At 60.2% G+C, this 16,615-nt stretch carries 18 protein-coding genes; 10 read left to right on the plus strand and 8 right to left on the minus strand.

Translation table 11 applies throughout. The features are described 5' to 3' along the window. The first annotated feature begins 171 nt into the window (after nt 1–171). The gene (locus ACR0EF_RS01365) at nt 172–672 is read left to right on the plus strand and encodes an Lrp/AsnC family transcriptional regulator (protein ID WP_170371696.1); all 501 of its coding nucleotides are present in this window, start codon (nt 172–174) and stop codon (nt 670–672) included. Nucleotides 673–794: 122 nt separating this feature from the next. Here the strand turns inward: ACR0EF_RS01365 and ACR0EF_RS01370 are convergent, their stop codons facing one another. The 5 genes from ACR0EF_RS01370 to lgt form a co-directional block, all read right to left on the minus strand. After that, nucleotides 795–1,577 carry a Hint domain-containing protein gene (locus tag ACR0EF_RS01370; protein ID WP_170371694.1) on the minus strand — a complete coding sequence of 261 codons (783 nt, stop codon included), beginning with the start codon at nt 1,575–1,577 and terminating at the stop codon, nt 795–797. A 1-nt stretch (nt 1,578) separates the two neighbouring features. Next, nucleotides 1,579–1,764, minus strand: coding sequence for a hypothetical protein (locus ACR0EF_RS01375; protein WP_170371692.1), 186 nt, complete (start codon nt 1,762–1,764; stop codon nt 1,579–1,581). A 545-nt stretch (nt 1,765–2,309) separates the two neighbouring features. Next, on the minus strand, nt 2,310–3,068 hold the full coding sequence (pgeF, locus tag ACR0EF_RS01380) for a peptidoglycan editing factor PgeF (protein ID WP_170371690.1): 759 nt from the start codon (nt 3,066–3,068) through the stop codon (nt 2,310–2,312). Continuing rightward, nucleotides 3,065–4,132, minus strand: coding sequence for a class I SAM-dependent methyltransferase (locus ACR0EF_RS01385; protein WP_170371687.1), 1,068 nt, complete (start codon nt 4,130–4,132; stop codon nt 3,065–3,067). Before ACR0EF_RS01385 ends, pgeF begins: the two co-directional genes overlap by 4 nt. Further along, nucleotides 4,129–5,016 carry a prolipoprotein diacylglyceryl transferase gene (lgt, locus tag ACR0EF_RS01390; RefSeq protein ID WP_170371685.1) on the minus strand — a complete coding sequence of 296 codons (888 nt, stop codon included), beginning with the start codon at nt 5,014–5,016 and terminating at the stop codon, nt 4,129–4,131. The genes ACR0EF_RS01385 and lgt overlap by 4 nt, the downstream gene beginning before the upstream one ends. Nucleotides 5,017–5,113: 97 nt before the next feature. Here lgt and ACR0EF_RS01395 point away from each other — a divergent pair, with 97 nt between their 5' ends. The 5 genes from ACR0EF_RS01395 (at nt 5,114) to ACR0EF_RS01415 (ending at nt 8,321) form a co-directional block, all read left to right on the plus strand. Further along, the gene (locus tag ACR0EF_RS01395; protein ID WP_170357147.1) at nt 5,114–5,362 is read left to right on the plus strand and encodes an accessory factor UbiK family protein; all 249 of its coding nucleotides are present in this window, start codon (nt 5,114–5,116) and stop codon (nt 5,360–5,362) included. 322 nt (nt 5,363–5,684) lie between these two features. Further along, entirely contained in the window at nt 5,685–6,185 is a 501-nt protein-coding gene (locus ACR0EF_RS01400) for a type III secretion system chaperone family protein (RefSeq protein ID WP_093964674.1), read from the plus strand. 39 nt (nt 6,186–6,224) lie between these two features. After that, on the plus strand, nt 6,225–7,040 hold the full coding sequence (gene proC, locus ACR0EF_RS01405; RefSeq protein ID WP_170371683.1) for a pyrroline-5-carboxylate reductase: 816 nt from the start codon (nt 6,225–6,227) through the stop codon (nt 7,038–7,040). Then, on the plus strand, nt 7,033–7,371 hold the full coding sequence (locus ACR0EF_RS01410; RefSeq protein WP_170357149.1) for a tRNA-binding protein: 339 nt from the start codon (nt 7,033–7,035) through the stop codon (nt 7,369–7,371). The genes proC and ACR0EF_RS01410 overlap by 8 nt, the downstream gene beginning before the upstream one ends. After that, nucleotides 7,371–8,321: a 2-hydroxyacid dehydrogenase gene (locus tag ACR0EF_RS01415; protein WP_170369632.1), complete on the plus strand. Its 951-nt coding sequence runs from the start codon at nt 7,371–7,373 to the stop codon at nt 8,319–8,321. The genes ACR0EF_RS01410 and ACR0EF_RS01415 overlap by 1 nt, the downstream gene beginning before the upstream one ends. Here the strand turns inward: ACR0EF_RS01415 and ACR0EF_RS01420 are convergent. Beyond that, on the minus strand, nt 8,318–8,896 hold the full coding sequence (locus ACR0EF_RS01420; protein WP_170369629.1) for a thymidine kinase: 579 nt from the start codon (nt 8,894–8,896) through the stop codon (nt 8,318–8,320). The genes ACR0EF_RS01415 and ACR0EF_RS01420 overlap by 4 nt on opposite strands. A 356-nt stretch (nt 8,897–9,252) precedes the next feature. On the opposite strand from ACR0EF_RS01420, the gene ACR0EF_RS01425 reads away from it, so the two are divergent. Further along, nucleotides 9,253–9,714, plus strand: coding sequence for a hypothetical protein (locus ACR0EF_RS01425; RefSeq protein WP_093965032.1), 462 nt, complete (start codon nt 9,253–9,255; stop codon nt 9,712–9,714). A gap of 92 nt (nt 9,715–9,806) precedes the next feature. On the opposite strand, the gene ACR0EF_RS01430 is transcribed toward ACR0EF_RS01425, so the two are convergent. Both ACR0EF_RS01430 and ACR0EF_RS01435 read right to left on the minus strand, forming a co-directional pair. Continuing rightward, complete coding sequence (locus ACR0EF_RS01430; protein WP_170369627.1) at nt 9,807–10,556, minus strand: hypothetical protein; 750 nt, start codon at nt 10,554–10,556, stop codon at nt 9,807–9,809. Between the two features lie 193 nt (nt 10,557–10,749). Continuing rightward, entirely contained in the window at nt 10,750–11,874 is a 1,125-nt protein-coding gene (locus ACR0EF_RS01435; protein ID WP_170369625.1) for a beta-ketoacyl-ACP synthase III, read from the minus strand. A 166-nt stretch (nt 11,875–12,040) separates the two neighbouring features. Here ACR0EF_RS01435 and ACR0EF_RS01440 point away from each other — a divergent pair, with 166 nt between their 5' ends. The 3 genes from ACR0EF_RS01440 to ACR0EF_RS01450 are packed head-to-tail and all read left to right on the plus strand — an operon-like array spanning nt 12,041 to nt 16,601. Then, a complete protein-coding gene (locus tag ACR0EF_RS01440) occupies nt 12,041–12,508 on the plus strand; it encodes a MarR family winged helix-turn-helix transcriptional regulator (RefSeq protein ID WP_170371681.1) in 468 nt (155 codons plus the stop codon). Next, nucleotides 12,505–13,542: an efflux RND transporter periplasmic adaptor subunit gene (locus ACR0EF_RS01445; RefSeq protein ID WP_170371678.1), complete on the plus strand. Its 1,038-nt coding sequence runs from the start codon at nt 12,505–12,507 to the stop codon at nt 13,540–13,542. Before ACR0EF_RS01440 ends, ACR0EF_RS01445 begins: the two co-directional genes overlap by 4 nt. An 11-nt stretch (nt 13,543–13,553) precedes the next feature. Then, nucleotides 13,554–16,601, plus strand: a complete 3,048-nt coding sequence (locus ACR0EF_RS01450) for an efflux RND transporter permease subunit (RefSeq protein ID WP_170371677.1) — start codon at nt 13,554–13,556, stop codon at nt 16,599–16,601. Nucleotides 16,602–16,615: the final 14 nt, after the last annotated feature.

Here is a 16,615-nt window from a genome sequence, read left to right on the forward strand (position 1 = left end):
ATATAGCGACAGCATCGGTCGGCTTAAAGCCCCTTCGTCTCACGCGTACGTCATGTGGTTGCAAGGTGCCGGCTTGCCTGATCGACAGACAAAGATTATTGCGCTGGTGCGAAAGAATATTGCGCATGGCACCTACGCTGATATAAGAACCGAAAATTTCAGGAGCACCGCATGGTCACCACACGGCTGGACGAGATCGACCGAAAGATCCTTGCAGAACTGCAGGCAGACGGACGAATGACCAATGTCGAGCTCGCAAAACGTGTCGGAATCTCGGCCCCACCCTGCCTGCGGCGCGTCCGCACGCTGGAGGAGGCCGGCTTTATCCGAGGATACCACGCCGAGGTCAACGCCCGGGAACTGGGGTTCGAAGTTCAGGTCTTTGCGATGGTAGGCCTTGAAAGCCAGGCCGAGGCGGAATTGCGGGCGTTCGAAGACCGCTGCCGAGACTGGCCGCTGGTCCGGGAATGCCACATGCTGAACGGCGAGGTCGACTTCATCCTGAAATGCGTGGCCCCCGACCTCAGCAGTTTTCAACAGTTCCTGACGGGTGAGTTGCTGACCACGCCGAACGTGGCCAGCGTCAAGACTTCGCTTGTCATCCGCGGTGCAAAAGGCGAACCCGGCGTGCCGTTCGACGTATTGGAAGAACGGATGAACCGGACGGCGTAAAGCCGGCGCGTCTGGTTTGCGATGCGCATGGCGGCAGCACCGCCACGATGGCCAGAGAAATGGCCCAACTCAATAAAATCTGCATGTTGCCCCCCAAAATGCAGTGGTGATGGTAAAAGCTGTCACGCCGTGATGGCGTCGATCTCGCCCTCCCCGGCGCGCGCCATTAGCAGCGGACCGAAATCGTGCAAGGAATGGATATGCGCGAACAGGTTCAGGTAGATCGAGCGCAGCGAGTGGCTCATCATCCGGACCGCGTTCACGCCGGGATGATAGGTTTCGAACTGCAGCCCATCGACATTGATGACCGCGTGGCGCTCCAGGCAGATATGGAACAGCTCGACCGGAGTGGGCGGCTGCGTTTCGATCACGGACATGCCGTCCTGAAATTCGGCAACGGGTGTCAACATCGGCTGGCCACCTCCGAGATGCCTTAGATGCGCCGGCGTCGCCAGCAAGCGGGCTGCGGGGCCGGCAATGACGCCGGACAATGGTTTTTGCATGCCGAACGTGTCTGCCATGATGCGGGTCAAAGGGCGTGTCCGCCCGCGCGAGTCTTCGCGGCCAGGTACCAAAGTGACCGAGCCTTTCCACAACACCTTTTCGGATGCGCCGGTCTGGGTCAGGACCGTGTCGCCCGGCATCAAGTCCTCGATGGCGACCGGGCCGTGTTCCGTCTCGACCAGAGACCCACGTGAAAAGGCGCAGAACGCGTCTTCGAAAACGGGCAGCGCCGGTGCGATGTGGCGTGTCTGCGAAACTTCCCCGTTTTTCAGCAGTGCACTCACCTCGTATCGACGCAGTTGCGCCTTCTGTTTGGTGCCCGGACGCGGTGCTTCGCGCAGCAATGCCGAAGTGTCGACGGCATTCTGCGCGGCACGCGCCAGTGAATTTGGAATAGTCATATTATTCCGTTCCTTCCAATACGCCGAACAGGCGGGAAACATCCCCGTGCAGGCCCGCCTGACGGCTTGATTCTTTGTCTTGAAAAAAGTGCGCCACCTCCATGCGGGTACCGACATGGCCGCGCATGGCGAATGGATTTCGCATTCGTTTGGTCAACACAATGACCCCCCAGACAAACTCGTACACTGCGAACCTAATTGTCCGCACACAAACGCCCTGAAAAAACGTCGGCTGCGAATACCAGCCTCGGTTCACGCACCGGCCCAGAGCAGCGTCCGGCGCGCGTCTTGCCCTGTTGAGGCCGGCAGCTGGCCCCAGAGGGATTTCGTATCAGCGTCGCGCGGCCAACCGGCGCACAACCCTTGCAGAGTGACTGGAAACCCGCTTCCAGGGCATTTCCGGTTGTTGGTCCCTGGTGGCCGCGACAACGGCGCGAAGAAAGCGAGATTTCAACTTCATATTCATGTCCTGCTCGATGTTCGGGCCTAAGCCCTTTTCCCTTTGTAAAGCCAATGTGACGCGTCTTTGCGGCAGCGATGTGGCTGTTCCGGGATCAATTGAGGACAATGATGAAGTCTTGCGGCACCCCCTGAGTTCGGATGCCAGAAATCAGACGTTCGGAGAACGGATAACCATCTGAGCACTGGCAAAAATTAACAACGATTCTGATGACAGATAGACACAATAAATGTGGCGGAAAAGTGGCGCTTTCGCCTTAATTCGGTCGATCTTTACAATCGTATGGCGGAAATCAGGCGGCCGTAATCCGCCTCGCCGGCGTGGGTCGCGCGCCGGTAGGAATAGAACTTGTCGGGATCCGAATAGGTGCAATGCCGCGTCCATTCTGCCTGCCCGACGCCGGCCTGACGCAGCTTGTGAAGGCCAAAGGCCGGCAGGTCGAAATGCATCCGGTCGCCTTGCCCATTTGCAAAGAAACGCGCGTTGTCCTGGCTTTCCAAAAGGAAGTCTTCCAGAAACTCCGGGCCAACCTCGTAGGCGCGCTGCGAGATCGTCGGGCCGATGACGGCGATGATGTTTTTGCGATGCGCGCCCAGCGCCTCCATGGCGTCCAGCGTCGCCTCGAGGACACCGTCCAGAGCACCGCGCCATCCCGCATGTGCTGCCCCGATCACTTTCGCTTGAGGATCCGCAAACAGCACCGGCTGGCAGTCTGCCGTCAGGATCGTCAGCGCGAGGCCCGGCGTTGCGGTAACGATGGCATCGGCCCTTGGCTTCTCGCCTGCAATCGGCTTGTCGACGGTTATCACGTGCGGGGAATGTACCTGATGCACACCGACCAATGCATCCAGTTCAACGCCCATGGCCTCGGCTACTCTGCTCCGGTTCAGCGCGACCGCCTCGCTTTGGTCGGACGAGCCCGTGCCGCAATTCAGCCCGCTGAAGATACCGGACGAGGCGCCGCCTTTACGGCTGAAGAACCCGTGTCGAATCGGTGACAACAAATCCGAGGTCAGAATTTCCAGAGTCATGTCCCAAGTCCCGATGGTGGCATCGCAGTTTTCGGGTAGAGGCCCAGCACCTTGAGCAGGTTTCCCATTTCCTCTGGGTGCGTCAACCGCCGATGTGCACGAACCAGCGTTTCCAGTTTTGATCCGGTCAACGCGCTGGCCAGAGACTGTGCGCGTTGGGTGATGCCCAGACGCTCAAGAAACACACCCTGAGGCGTCAGCCGCGTATGGGCGCAGCCCGTCGCGCCCGCCGCTAATGCCAGCGTTTCAAAATCCACATGTGCAGTCAGGTCGGCCTGACCCGGTGTGGCGAGCGGATCGACGTATTCGTGCCCCTTGACGGCCTGCAACGTGTCGCCCAGCGAACGCCAGTCGCCATAGTCGATAACGAGAGCCATACCACCGTGGTTGCGGATGATGCGGGCTGTTTCGGTCACGATGGGAACCGCCGCGGCGCACAGCTCGACCAGATCACCGTCCCGTGTATCCTTGAGGCGCGTCGCCAAGGCCGCTTGCGTCGCCCTCGGGCCAAGGCCGAATGCCAGCTGATCGCTCTGCAGGCCCACAAGACGTTCGCACCAGCCGTCGCCGTCGCGCAGAAACTGGCGGATGGGCAACGCGTCGAAAAATTCATTGGCCACAAGAAACAGCGGAAGCTCTGGCAGATCGCCCACCGAAACGATCCAGTTCGGTGCGTGCGCATCCAGGGCCTCGGCCTGAAGTCCGCGCAGAACGGGCGAGGCTTCGAGCAATACCACCTGCGCGGCGTTGTGAAACCCGGGCACGCCCCGGGTGGCCCGCAGAATATCGGCCATGAGTGTTCCGCGCCCTGGGCCTAGCTCGGCCAGCGCAAACCGGTCGGGTCTGCCTTGATCAATCCAGCCCTGCGCGAGACAAAGACCAATCACTTCGCCGAACATTTGGCTGATTTCCGGAGCGGTGACAAAGTCTCCATGTGTGCCCAACGGGTCGCGGGTAGTGTAGTAGCCGTGCGTTGGATGCAGAAGGCATTCGGCCATGTAGTCCGCCACGCTCATCGGCCCGTCTTGCCGGATGCGGTCGGTCAGATGGCCAAGCAGGCTCATGCCACCCGCCGTGCCCGTAGGGCGAACCACAAGCCGACTGCGATCATCGGTACAGATAGGATCTGGCCCATCGTCAGGCCGTAGCCGCCCACATGCCACGCAAGTCCCAGCGGGTTTCCGGCCGAGACGAATTGCGCGTCGGGTTGACGAAAGAACTCGACGATGAAGCGCGAAGCGCCGTAGCCCGCCAGAAATACGCCCATGATGCGGCCGGGCCAATGAAATGCGCCGCGCCGATAGACCAGCCACAACAAAAGCAGGCCCAACAGCACGCCTTCCAGTGCAGCCTCGTACAACTGCGACGGGTGGCGGGCGCAAAGTCCGGCAGCGACATTTGCGCAATCCTGAGCTGCCGCGCCGGGAAAGATCACCGCCCAGGGCAGTTCGCTGGGTCGGCCCCACAGCTCGGCATTGACGAAATTGGCCAAACGGCCAAGCAACAGGCCGGGGGGGACCGTATGGGCGATCAGGTCGGCCAGCGAAAGCAAGGGGGCCGAATTGCGTCGCGCGAAGACCAGCGATGCGATCACCACACCCAGAAGGCCGCCGTGAAAGGACATGCCACCCTGCCAGACCTTAAGGATCTCAAGCGGGTGGGACAGGTAGTATTCGGGCTGATAGAACAGAACAAAGCCCAATCGCCCGCCGATGATGACCCCAAGGATGATCCAGGTGATCAGGTCCTCTAACTGGTCCGGTCTCAGGGGCGGGGATTGATCCGGCCACAAAGCGGGACGGCGCACCGCCATCACCGCCATGCGCCACGCGATCAGGATGCCCGTGATATAGGCCAGCGCATACCACCGCAGCGCGAACTCGATCCCGAAGGCGGAAATCGAGAACAGCTCGGGTGACAGATCGGGGAAATTCAAAACAGCTTGCATGTGCGTCTCATTGCCCGGGGTTGGCTGACCAAGTCAACCTTGAGACTGGGCTCTCTATCCCCCATATAGAAGGCATTCGCGATTCCGGAGTAGACACATGCAAACCCGCAACAAGTTTCTGGACGATATGTCCCAGTTGATGACCAACGCAATGGGCGTGGCGCAGGGTGCGCGGGAAGAGGCTGAAACGGCGATGAAGTCCTTGGTCGACCGCTGGCTGGCGGATCGCGACTTTGTAACGCGAGAAGAGTTCGATGCCGTCCGCGCGATGGCCCAGAAAGCGCGCGAAGAAAACGCGGCGCTGGAAGCGCGGATCGCCGCGCTTGAAACCAAGCTGGACAAATAAGCCCAGCCGCAGATCGGCATTTCAGAATTTTTGGCAAGACCCTACACCGCTCAACCCGCGCTGGGTTTTGCAGTGTGCAGAGTCTTGCCGCATTGCAAAAATAAATCAAGGCAAAGCTGCAGGGTGCGCCAATATTTTGGTGGCCGTTGCCAGCTGTCCACAACTTATTGCTGTTATCCCCAAGAATGGGGGTTGCCAGAGTCCCAGCCACAGCGCACCATATTTAGTACAGGCCTATGGGGGAAGCCCGGCTTGTAGAGCAGGCAACTAGCGCTGGGGCGCTGCCAGCCCCGAAATGCTAGGTATTAAGTGAGGTGGCACCATGGCACTTTCCGAGCAGTATTTCGAAGAAGACATTCATCCGATTGATATTGTCGAACATCTGGCTGAACACCACGATTGGGATTTCGACCGGATCGGAGACGACCAGATCGCCATGGCGGTCGAAGGACAGTGGCGCACCTACTCGATCACGCTGGCCTGGTCCAACTATGACGAGACTCTGCGGATGGTCTGCTCGTTCGAGATGGAGCCGCCCGAGGACCGGGTTTCTGATCTCTATGAACTGCTGAACCGCATGAACGACCAATGCTGGGCCGGCGCCTTCACCTACTGGGGCAATCAGAAGCTGATGGTCTACCGCTACGGCCTGGTGCTCAGCGGCGGGCAATCGGCCAGCCCCGAACAGATCGACACGATGATCACCGCCGCGGTCCTGAGCGCCGAGCGTTACTATCCTGCGATCCAGTTGGTAACCTGGGGCAACCGTACGCCCGAGGATGCGATGCAAGTCGCCATTGCAGAGGCTTACGGCCGCGCGTAAAGCTTTGCCCCAACCCGTAAAGGCAGGGGAGGGGCTATCATGGACATGTCACGCGTCGCGGATCAGGGGCTGGTTCTTCTGGGATGCGGAAAGATGGGGTCGGCCATGTTGGCCGGCTGGCTGGAACATGGCCTGCCAACCGCATCAGTATGGGTGATTGACCCCAACCCTTCCAACTGGCTCAGGGCGCAAGGGGTCAATATCAACACCCCACTTCCTGAAAGACCTGCCGTCGTGTTGGTTGCCGTCAAACCTCAGATGATGGGCGAGGCATTGCCGGCAATTCAGGCGTTGGGGGGCGGCGGAACCCTGTTCATCTCGGTCGCCGCCGGAACTTCCATCGCCACGTTCGAGCGTGTTCTGGGTGCTGGTACTCCGATCATTCGGGCCATGCCGAACACGCCTGCGGCGATCCGGCAGGGCATCACCGCGCTGATTGGAAATGCCAGCACGTCGGGCTCTGACATGACCCTGGCCGAAGATCTGCTTTCGGCCATCGGTGATACCGTGCGCCTGCAGGATGAGGCGCAGATGGACGCGGTCACCGGTCTCAGCGGCTCGGGCCCGGCCTATGTCTTTCATTTGATTGAGACGCTGGCCGCCGCCGGTGAGGCGCAAGGCCTTCCGCATGATCTGGCCATGCGCCTGGCCAAGGCGACCGTCGCCGGGGCAGGGGCTCTGGCCATGGCGTCCGAGGAAGATCCTTCGCAATTGCGCATCAATGTCACGTCACCCAACGGCACGACGCAGGCAGCACTGGAAGTCCTGATGCATGAACAGGATGGGTTTCCAAACCTGTTGCACCGTGCCGTAAAGGCGGCAACCGATCGATCCAAGGAGCTGTCCGGTGAGTGAAATTTCCTTCGACGACTTCCTCAAGGTCGACATTCGCGTAGGAGAGGTCATCCGGGCCGAACCCTATCCCGAGGCCCGCAAGCCCGCGATCAAAATGTGGATCGACTTCGGCGACGAGATCGGCGAGCGCAAGACCTCGGCGCAGGTTACCGCGCATTACACGCCCGAATCCCTTGTCGGCAAACATGTGCTGGCCGTGGTCAATTTCCCGCCGCGTCAGATCGGGCGGTTCATGTCCGAGGTTCTTGTTCTGGGTCTGCCGGACGAATCGGGCGAGATTGTTTTGATCGGTCCTGATGGCAAAGTTCCCGTGGGCGGGCGGATGCACTGATGAAGCTGTTGATCACCCGACCGATGACCCCCGCGGTCACGGCCCGCGCGCGGGATGAGTTCGACGTCGATATCCGAGATAGCAACGCACCGCTCAGCATTGATGAGATGGCGCGCGCATTGCGGGACTACGACGTGGTCGTTCCGACTTTGGGTGATGTCTTTTCGGCCGATGTCTTTGAAATGGTCACGGCTCCGCGGTGCAGACTGTTGGCCAATTTTGGGGTGGGTTTCAATCACATTGATGTGGCGGCAGCGCAGGCTGCTGGTGTTCGCGTGACCAACACACCGGGGGCGGTCACGGATGCAACGGCGGACATTGCCATGACTCTGCTGCTGGCAACGGCCCGCCGCGCGGGCGAGGGTGAACGGCTGGTCCGGTCCGGCAATTGGCAGGGCTGGCACCCGACCCAAATGCTGGGACAGCACGTCACCGGAAAATGGGTCGGAATCATCGGAATGGGACGGATCGGGCAAGCCATTGCCCGGCGCTGTCATTTCGGATTCGGGATGCAGGTCAGTTATCAATCCCGCACGCCCAAGGATCTGGATTTCCCTGCCGAGTTCGTTCCCGATTTGGCGGCCCTGGCTGCTGTGGCCGATTTTCTGGTCGTCGCCGTCCCCGGTGGTGTTGACACCTTCCACCTCATAGACGCTTCGGTTCTTTCAGCTATGCGGCCGTCGGCCATTCTGGTCAACATCGCTCGCGGAGAAGTCGTGGACGAAGCTGCACTGATCCATGCGCTGAATAACGGCCAGATCGCCGGGGCCGGGCTGGATGTCTACGAGTTTGAACCCGCCGTGCCGCAGGCGCTGCGCGAGATGGAGAATGTCACCCTGCTGCCGCATCTGGGCACTGCGACCGAGCAAGTGCGCACGGATATGGGGCACATGGCATTGGACAATGTGGCGGATTTTGTCGCCGGGCGACCGCTGCCAAATCTGGTCTAACTACCCACTGCCTCGCGCCAGTGTTTCCGGCAGAGTGAAACATAGGTCTCGTTTCCGCCGATCTGCACCTGCGCGCCTTGGGTGATGGTTTTTCCGTTTTCGTCCTGACGGATCACCATCGTGGCCTTTCGCCCGCATCTGCAGATGGTGCGGACCTCGCGCATTTCATCGGCCAGGGCCAGCAGAGCCGCTGATCCTGGGAACAGCTTGCCCTGAAAATCCACCCGCAACCCGTAGGCCAGAACCGGTACTTTCAGGTCATCCACCGCACGAGCCAATTGCCAGACCTGTTCTTCGGTCAGGAACTGCGCCTCGTCCACAAAAACACAGGCCACTGTCCCCTGATCAAGACGGTCTTGGATCATCGCGAACACATCGTCGTGGGGAGTGAACGTATCGGCCTGTTCCGAGATTCCGATCCGCGATGCGATGCGCCCCTGGCCCGCGCGCCCGTCAATGGCTGCGGTCATCAGATAGGTGTCCATGCCGCGCTCGCGATAGTTGTGCGACGCCTGAAGCAGCACCGTGGACTTGCCTGCGTTCATGGTTGAGTAGTTAAAGTACAGCTTGGCCATGGGCTGGGTCTAATCGGCTCACGCTGCGCGAGCAAGTCGTCAATGTCCTGAAAAAAATCGACGCCGCCATTGCAGTCGCAGAGGCCGAGCAGATGCTCTTGGGGATGGATAACCCCGCTTCCACAACAGCGACACCGCCGGCCACGAAATGGCCGAAACAGCGCAGGGCCTGAAATACTGCCCCACAAACACTCTTTACCGGCATTAACTGCCGCCACTCACTCACAAAACCCCCGCATATCTGAGGGATAGCCAACATATGACATTTCAATTATGACTCGAGTATGGGAAATTTCCCCTCCCTTTCCCCGGTGCGGACAGCCGGGCAAGAGGGCGCAGCGAACAAAGGTACAAAAATGGCAGATATCGGGGCCTATCTGAAAAAGCACACCGAAGCTTTGGTCAAGGACGTGGGGATCGAAGCAGCATGCGAGATCACAGGGAAATCCAAGGCCACATTAGGCCGGTATTACTCCGACAATCCCGAGCACAGTGACCGGTTCATGCCGGTGGATGCGGTTGCACGTCTGGAAAACGCGGCCAGCTACCCGCATGTGACCTCGGCCCTGGCGGACCTGAAGAACATCACCTTGTCCTATGATGAGCGTAATTCGACCGGTACGCGCACCGGGGGCGTCAATTCGGACGTGATCGCACTGAGCCAGCGGTTTGCGATGCTGATGACCGAATACCAGGCCGCAATCGAAGATGGCATCATTACCGTCAACGAAGCCAAGCGTCTGCTGAAAGAAACCTCGTTGCTGCAACAGGTTCTGATCGAGATGAAATTGCACCTCGAAGAGGAAAGCGTCAGCTGATTTAGTTTCCCGGCCAGCCGTCATGGGGCGGTGAAAAAGGCGATGTGCGCATCGCCTTCTTCAAGCTGAGCTGAAGTAGCTCTTAGCCTTAGTCAGTTTTCGTCGTCGTTGGCATTGTTCCCGCGTCCAGGGCTTGAGCCTTCGGACCCATTTCCGCCCCCGTTGTTGCCTTTGCCGCCGCCATTGTTGCCCTTGCCGCCGCCTTTCCCGTCACCGTTGTTGCCTTTACCGCCGCCGTGACCGCCACCCTTGCCGGGCTTGCCGTCACCATGGCCGGGCTTGCCGCCGCCCTTGCCGGGTTTGTCTCCACCCTTGCCGGGTTTGCCGCCGCCATCGCCAGGCTTGCCGCCGCCGTTGCCGGGATCATCATTCCCGCCGCCGTTGCCCGGATCGTCGGATCCGCCATCACCGGGGTCATCGTTCCCCCCGCCATTTCCGGGGCCGCTGTTTCCGCCGCCCGACCCGGATCCGCCGCCGGCGGATGGGCCGGTGCTGGATGCGGGTTGAAACCCGCTGGGGTCGTTTTCGCGGCCGTCAAAGCTGTTGGCGTTGGAAATCGATCCGGTCGGCAAATCGCTCAGCAGATTGGCCAGCCCCGGACATTGCTGCGAGGTATTGGCAAGAACCGACCCGAAATCTGCCCGTTGTTGCAGATGCAAGAGGAAACTGGGCGTAACCTGCGAACAGCCGCAAAGGGCCGCATAGTCACCATTGTTGGCTGCGATCCGTGCTGTGTTGGCGTTGCAGACCTGGGGCTCGGCCATGGCCGCGCTGGCTGCAGCAACCCCCAAAAACGGGGCGACAACCCAGGCCGCCATTCCTGACTTAGAACTCTTGAACATGGCGCACCTTTCTTAACCTAGCGTCACCTGACATGCGGAATTGCATGGCCTTCCAGATGGAGGCCGCGGGTTAAGCTGCGCTGTATCAATTCTGAAGAAGTGTTCAGGAATACAAAAACAGCCCGCCTGCGCGGGGCGAAATATTCGAGGTTATCGCTTGTTACGCCGGACGTGGACTGGCGGCGCCGGGGTGTCAGGCGTGGCGTTTGATGATGACGGACCCCACCGAATACCCTGCACCGAACGAGCAGATCAGGCCGACATCGCCATCCTGAAGATCGTCTGAATATTTGGAAAAGGCGATGATCGACCCGGCTGACGATGTATTGGCATAGTCCTGCAGGATGTTGGGCTGTTCGCCCGGCTCGGGCTCGCGCCCCAGAACCTTCTTGCCGATGAAATCATTCATCGTCTTGTTGGCCTGGTGCAGCCACAGCCGCTTGAGATCGCCGCTTTCGATCCCTTCGGAATCCATGTGGTCGCTGATGTGTTTGCTGACCATCGGCAGCACTTCCTTGAACACCTTGCGGCCGTTCTGCATGAACTGCATGTCGCGGCGGTCGGTCAACCCGTCGGGCCGGGTGCGCCGCAGAAAGCCGTTGTTGTTGCGGATGTTGTTGGAAAACTCGGTCGCGCAGCGGGTCGACAGGATCTCGAAATGCGGGCCTTTGGCATCTTCGATCCGTTCGATCAGTGTCGCCGTGGCCACGTCGCCGAAGATGAAGTGACAATCTCGGTCGCGCCATTCCAGGTGCCCCGAGCAGATCTCGGGGTTGACCACCAGCGCCGCCCGTACGGACCCTGAACGGATCATGTCGGCGGCGGCCTGAATGCCGAACGTCGCCGAAGAACAGGCCACGTTCATATCGAACCCAAAACCGGTGATGCCCAACGCGTTCTGGATTTCGACCGCAATGGCGGGATAGGCGCGTTCATGGTTCGACGCGGCACAAATCACCAGATCGACATCCGCCGCCGTCCGCCCGGCCTGGGCCAGCGCTTTGTTGCAGGCGTCCAGTGCCATTTCGGTCATGATGCCCGGCTCGTCATCGCTGCGCTGGCGCAGCAGGGGGTGCATCACGTCCGGGTCCAGCACGCCGGTCTTGTCCATGACGTACCGGTTCTCGATGCCGGATGCCTTGACGATGAACTCTTCCGAGGAATGCTGCATCGGCTCCATCTCGCCCGCGGCGATGGCATCGGCGTTGGCAGCATTCATCTTGTCGGCATAGGCGTTGAAGGCTTTGACCAGCTCGGCATTGGTGATGACGTTTTCGGGCGTGAAAACCCCGGTACCGGTGATTGCGGGCGTGTACATGTCGGGTCCTGAATGTTTCGGATTCGCCCAAAATGCAGTCACAGCGCCCCCAGATCAAGAGATGTTGACCCAAGGGAACGGCATAGGTTTGCGCAAATTCAACTTCACATCTTGAATAGTTCATAATCCGAAGTATATCACCGCTCGACTCGTGCGGAGAGCATCCATGACCAAAGACATCAGTGAACGGCTGGCCCGACTGACCCCTGAGATCCAGGCGATGATGGGCGTCTATGCGCTGTACTGGAAACTGGAAGAGAGTTTCGGCTGCATCGATACCGATCTCAACCATCAGGAATGCCACATGTTGATCAAGTTGGATCAGCCCAAGCGGATGGGAGTGTTGGCGGCCGACATGCTGACCGTGCCGTCGACCATTACGGCCACCGCCGATGCGCTTGAGGCGGCCGGTTATCTGACCCGCCAACAGGACCCCGATGATCGCCGTGCGTGGTTGCTGGTGTTGACTGACAAAGGTGCCGAGGCCCGCAACATGCTGGTCACCACCGCCGGTGAGCTGTTTCACCGTGCCTCTGGGTTGGATGACGAGGAAACCGCTCAATTTGCCCGGCTTGCCCGCAAGATCCGGGACAACATTCTGAAAACGGGAATACCCGAGGGATTGACGAAATGAAGCTGCTGACTTCGCTGGGCCTCGCCCTTGCCGTACTGGCCGCACCGCTTGCGGCGCAAGACGACACCAAGCCTGTAAAACTTATGGTGGTGCATGAGACCGCTCCCGGATTTTCACGCCAGTTCTTCGGGCGCGTGGCCGCGCGGCAGACTGTCGATCTGGCGTTTCAGGTCGCCGGACAGATCGTGGAACTGCCCGTCAACGAAGGATTCCAGGTGCCCAAGGGCAGCCTGATTGCAAAGCTGGACCAAGAGCCGTTCGAACTGGCACTGGAACGTGCGCGTCTTCAGAAGGATCAGGCTGACCGCACCGTGGCCCGCCTGTCGCGCCTGCGGGGGACGACTGCAAGTCAGGTCGCTGTCGATGACGCTGAAACCGCCGCCCAACTGGCTGCAATCGCGGTGCGTGACGCCCAGTACAACCTCGAGCACACGACCCTGACCGCGCCGTTCGATGCGCTGGTATCGCGGCGTGAGGTCGAGAACTTCACGACCGTGGCCGCCGGAACGCCGATCGTCCGGATCCACGATCTGTCCGAATTGAGGATCGAGGTCGATGTGCCCGAAATCCTGTTTCAAAGGACCAGCCAGGAAGATGGCATTTCCATCACGGCGAAATTCCCCGCAAGCGACGAGGTCTTCCCGTTGGAAATCCGCGAATTCGACGCCGAAACTTCGAGCGTTGGCCAGACGTTCCGGATTCAGTTCGGCCTCACGCCGCCGGAAGACTTGCGGGTGCTGCCCGGCTCGTCGGTAACCGTCAATGTTCAGGTCGATGACAAACGCACTGGCATCATCGTTCCCCCGACCGCGATTGTCGCCGACGCCGAGGGCAATCTGGGCGTTATGGTCTTTTCGCCGGTCGGTGCAGATGTCGGCACCGTGCGGCGTGTTCCCGTGACCATCGAACCAACCCAGACAGGGGACGTCCGGGTTCTGACCGGATTGTCGGACGGCGACGAAATCGTAGTGGCCGGCGGGTCCGTTCTGACCGATGGGCAGACCGTGCGCCGCTTTGCCGGCTTTGCGAACTAAAGGGGGCGAATATGAATATCGCACGCGCCTCGATCGACAGGCCGATCTATACGTGGCTGGTGATCCTGATCGCCTTGCTGGGTGGGATCTGGGGATTTTCGTCGCTCGGGCGGCTCGAAGATCCGGCCTTTACCATCAAGAACGCCGTAGTGTTGACCACGTATCCCGGTGCGACGGCTGAACAGGTGGCCGAGGAGGTCTCGGAACCTTTGGAATCTGCCATTCAGCAGATGGGCGAGGTCGATGTCATCACCTCGGTCAACCGTCCCGGTCAATCGCTGATCGAGGTCGAGATCAAGTCTACCTACGATGGCAGCGAATTGCCGGATATCTGGACCCGACTGCGCGCCAAGGTCCGGGATGCGGCGCGTGGATTGCCATCCGGTGTCAGCCAACCTTTTGTGAATGACGGGTTCGGTGACGTGTTCGGTCTTTTCTATGCGGTCACCGCGGAAGGGTTCAGCGACGCCGAAAAGCACGAATTGTCGACCTTCTTGCGGCGCGAGCTGCTGACCGTTGAAGGTGTTGCAGACGTTGAAGTGCAGGGCTTGCCAGATGAAGCCATTTTCATCGAGCCGGACCTGGCCATTTCGGTCAACCAGAATGTGCCGTTGCAGTCGATCAACGAAGCGATCGCCAACGCCAATTCGGTCCAGTCGTCAGGGACGCTCCGGTCAGACGACGATCGCACCACGATCCTGACGGCGGACGGATCGGACAGCGTGTCCGAGATCGCCGGGCTGTCGGTTGGCTCTCAGGGGCAAGTGATCAACCTCTTTGACATGGCTGATGTCTACCGGGCCCGCCAGACCGATCCTGACATCATGATCCGGTTCAACGGCGTCGAAGCCTTCACCCTGGGTATTGCCGGCCTGTCGACGGAAAACATCGTGGAGGTCGGAAAGCGCGTCGACGCCAAGCTGGCCGAGCTGGATGTGGAAATTCCCGCAGGCGTCGATGTATTGCCGATCTACCAGCAGCACGTCGTGGTCGAGCAGGCTTCGAACGATTTTCTTGTGAACCTGGCCATGTCGGTTGCCATCGTGGTGGCGGTGCTTGGAATATTCATGGGTTGGCGCGCGGCGGTCGTTGTGGGCTCGACCCTTTTGTTGACCGTTGTCGGGACCCTGCTGTTCATGGCGCTGTTTTCCATCGAGATGGAGCGCATTTCGCTGGGCGCGCTGATCATTGCGATGGGGATGCTGGTCGACAATGCCATCGTGGTGGCCGAGGGAATGCAGATCTCCATGCTCAAGGGGAAAAACTCGCGCGACGCTGCCGACGAGGCCGCGTCCAAGACCCAGATCCCCCTTCTGGGGGCCACGGTCATCGGAATCATGGCCTTTGCCGGGATTGGGCTCAGCCCGGATGCGACGGGCGAATTTCTGTTCTCGTTATTTGCGGTGATCGCGATATCCTTGCTGCTGAGCTGGGTGCTGGCCATCACAGCAACACCGTTGTTGGGGCATTATTTCTTCAAACAGGGCAAGGACGCGGATGTCGACGCCTATAGCGGCATCCTGTTCCGAACCTACGGGGCGATCCTGCGCTGGGCTTTGCGGTTCCGTTGGCTGGTGGTGGCCGGTTTGGTCGGGGTCACCGTGGTCTGCTATGCCGGCTTCGCGATGGTGAAACAGCAGTTTTTCCCGGACTCCAACACGCCGCTGTTCTTCGTCCATTACAAGCTGCCGCAGGGGACACCGATCGCGCGGACGAGTGCCGATATGCAAGTCTTTGAAGACTGGCTGGCCCAGCGGGATGATGTCGTCTCGGTCACCACCTTCGTGGGGCAGGGCGCGACGCGGTTCATGTTGACCTATTCGGCCGAGAAGCCCAACCCAAGCTATGGGCACATGATCATCCGGACGGAAACACTCGAGGACATTCCCGTCCTGCGTGCTGATCTGGAGGCCTTTGGTGAAACCCAATTCCCTGAAGGCGAATTCCGGACCAAGCGTCTGGTCTTCGGCCCCGGCGGCGGTACCCCGATCGAGGCGCGGTTCTCGGGCAGCGATCCGGTCGTCCTGCGGCAACTGGCCGACGAGGCGGTGCGGCGCATGTCGGCGGCGTCGCCAAATGCGCTGGACGTGCATCACGACTGGCGTGAAATGGAATTGGCGGTCCAGCCGATCTATGCGACCGAACGTGCGCAGACAGCCGGTGTCACCCGCGAAGACATCGCCGCCACCCTGCAGTTTTCGACGGACGGCATCACCGGCGGCGTGTTCCGCGAGAGGGACCGCCTGATCCCGATTATCTTGCGTCGCCCGGCGGACGGAGAATACTCGATTGTGGATCAAGTTGTGTATTCGGACCAGTCACAGAAATTCGTGCCGATCGAGCAGATGGTGGACGGGTTCCAGTACAAAGCGCTCAATACACTGGTGCATCGGCGCGATCGCGTTCTGACCGTCACGGTGGGCGCAGACATCCCGGCCGGCCTGACCGCGGCACAGGTTCATTCCGAGATTCGCGATGCGATCGAGGACATGGAACTGCCGCTGGGCTACAAGCTGGAATGGGGCGGCGAGTTCGAGGATTCCGGCAAAGCGCAAGCCAGCCTTGGCAAACAGTTGCCGCTGAGCCTTTTGATCATGGTTCTGATCTCGGTACTGCTGTTCAACGCGATCCGGCAACCGGTCATCATCTGGCTGCTGGTGCCGATGTCGGTGAATGGCGTGGTGATCGGGCTGCTGGGCACGGGCCTGCCATTTACATTCACCGCGCTTCTCGGGCTTCTCAGCCTGTCGGGGATGCTGATCAAGAACGGTATTGTTCTGGTCGAAGAGATCGACCTTGTCCGCGCCACGGGCAAGCCTCTGCGCGACGCGATCATCGAAGCCTCGGTCTCGCGTCTACGCCCGGTCATGCTGGCAGCGATCACCACGATCCTGGGGATGGCGCCGCTGCTGACCGACGCGTTCTTCGTGTCGATGGCAGTGACGATCATGGGTGGTCTGGCTTTCGCGACGATCCTGACCATGGTCGCCGCGCCGGTGTTCTACCTGCTGTTCTTCACTCGGGAAGAACAGCGCAGGCTGGCGGCCCAGACTGCATGATCCCAAAAAAAAGC

The sequence above is a fragment of the Ruegeria sp. CG8 genome (assembly GCF_056537165.1).

Excerpts from the sequence above, each read along its gene's own strand:
- ACR0EF_RS01365 (WP_170371696.1), top strand. The coding sequence starts at position 172 with ATGGTCACCACACGGCTGGACGAGATCGACCGAAAGATCCTTGCAGAA.
- ACR0EF_RS01370 (WP_170371694.1), bottom strand. The coding sequence starts at position 1,577 with ATGACTATTCCAAATTCACTGGCGCGTGCCGCGCAGAATGCCGTCGAC.
- pgeF (WP_170371690.1), bottom strand. The coding sequence starts at position 3,068 with ATGACTCTGGAAATTCTGACCTCGGATTTGTTGTCACCGATTCGACAC.
- ACR0EF_RS01385 (WP_170371687.1), bottom strand. The coding sequence starts at position 4,132 with ATGAGCCTGCTTGGCCATCTGACCGACCGCATCCGGCAAGACGGGCCG.
- lgt (WP_170371685.1), bottom strand. The coding sequence starts at position 5,016 with ATGCAAGCTGTTTTGAATTTCCCCGATCTGTCACCCGAGCTGTTCTCG.
- ACR0EF_RS01395 (WP_170357147.1), top strand. The coding sequence starts at position 5,114 with ATGCAAACCCGCAACAAGTTTCTGGACGATATGTCCCAGTTGATGACC.
- ACR0EF_RS01400 (WP_093964674.1), top strand. The coding sequence starts at position 5,685 with ATGGCACTTTCCGAGCAGTATTTCGAAGAAGACATTCATCCGATTGAT.
- proC (WP_170371683.1), top strand. The coding sequence starts at position 6,225 with ATGGACATGTCACGCGTCGCGGATCAGGGGCTGGTTCTTCTGGGATGC.
- ACR0EF_RS01415 (WP_170369632.1), top strand. The coding sequence starts at position 7,371 with ATGAAGCTGTTGATCACCCGACCGATGACCCCCGCGGTCACGGCCCGC.
- ACR0EF_RS01420 (WP_170369629.1), bottom strand. The coding sequence starts at position 8,896 with ATGGCCAAGCTGTACTTTAACTACTCAACCATGAACGCAGGCAAGTCC.
- ACR0EF_RS01425 (WP_093965032.1), top strand. The coding sequence starts at position 9,253 with ATGGCAGATATCGGGGCCTATCTGAAAAAGCACACCGAAGCTTTGGTC.
- ACR0EF_RS01430 (WP_170369627.1), bottom strand. The coding sequence starts at position 10,556 with ATGTTCAAGAGTTCTAAGTCAGGAATGGCGGCCTGGGTTGTCGCCCCG.
- ACR0EF_RS01435 (WP_170369625.1), bottom strand. The coding sequence starts at position 11,874 with ATGTACACGCCCGCAATCACCGGTACCGGGGTTTTCACGCCCGAAAAC.
- ACR0EF_RS01440 (WP_170371681.1), top strand. The coding sequence starts at position 12,041 with ATGACCAAAGACATCAGTGAACGGCTGGCCCGACTGACCCCTGAGATC.
- ACR0EF_RS01445 (WP_170371678.1), top strand. The coding sequence starts at position 12,505 with ATGAAGCTGCTGACTTCGCTGGGCCTCGCCCTTGCCGTACTGGCCGCA.
- ACR0EF_RS01450 (WP_170371677.1), top strand. The coding sequence starts at position 13,554 with ATGAATATCGCACGCGCCTCGATCGACAGGCCGATCTATACGTGGCTG.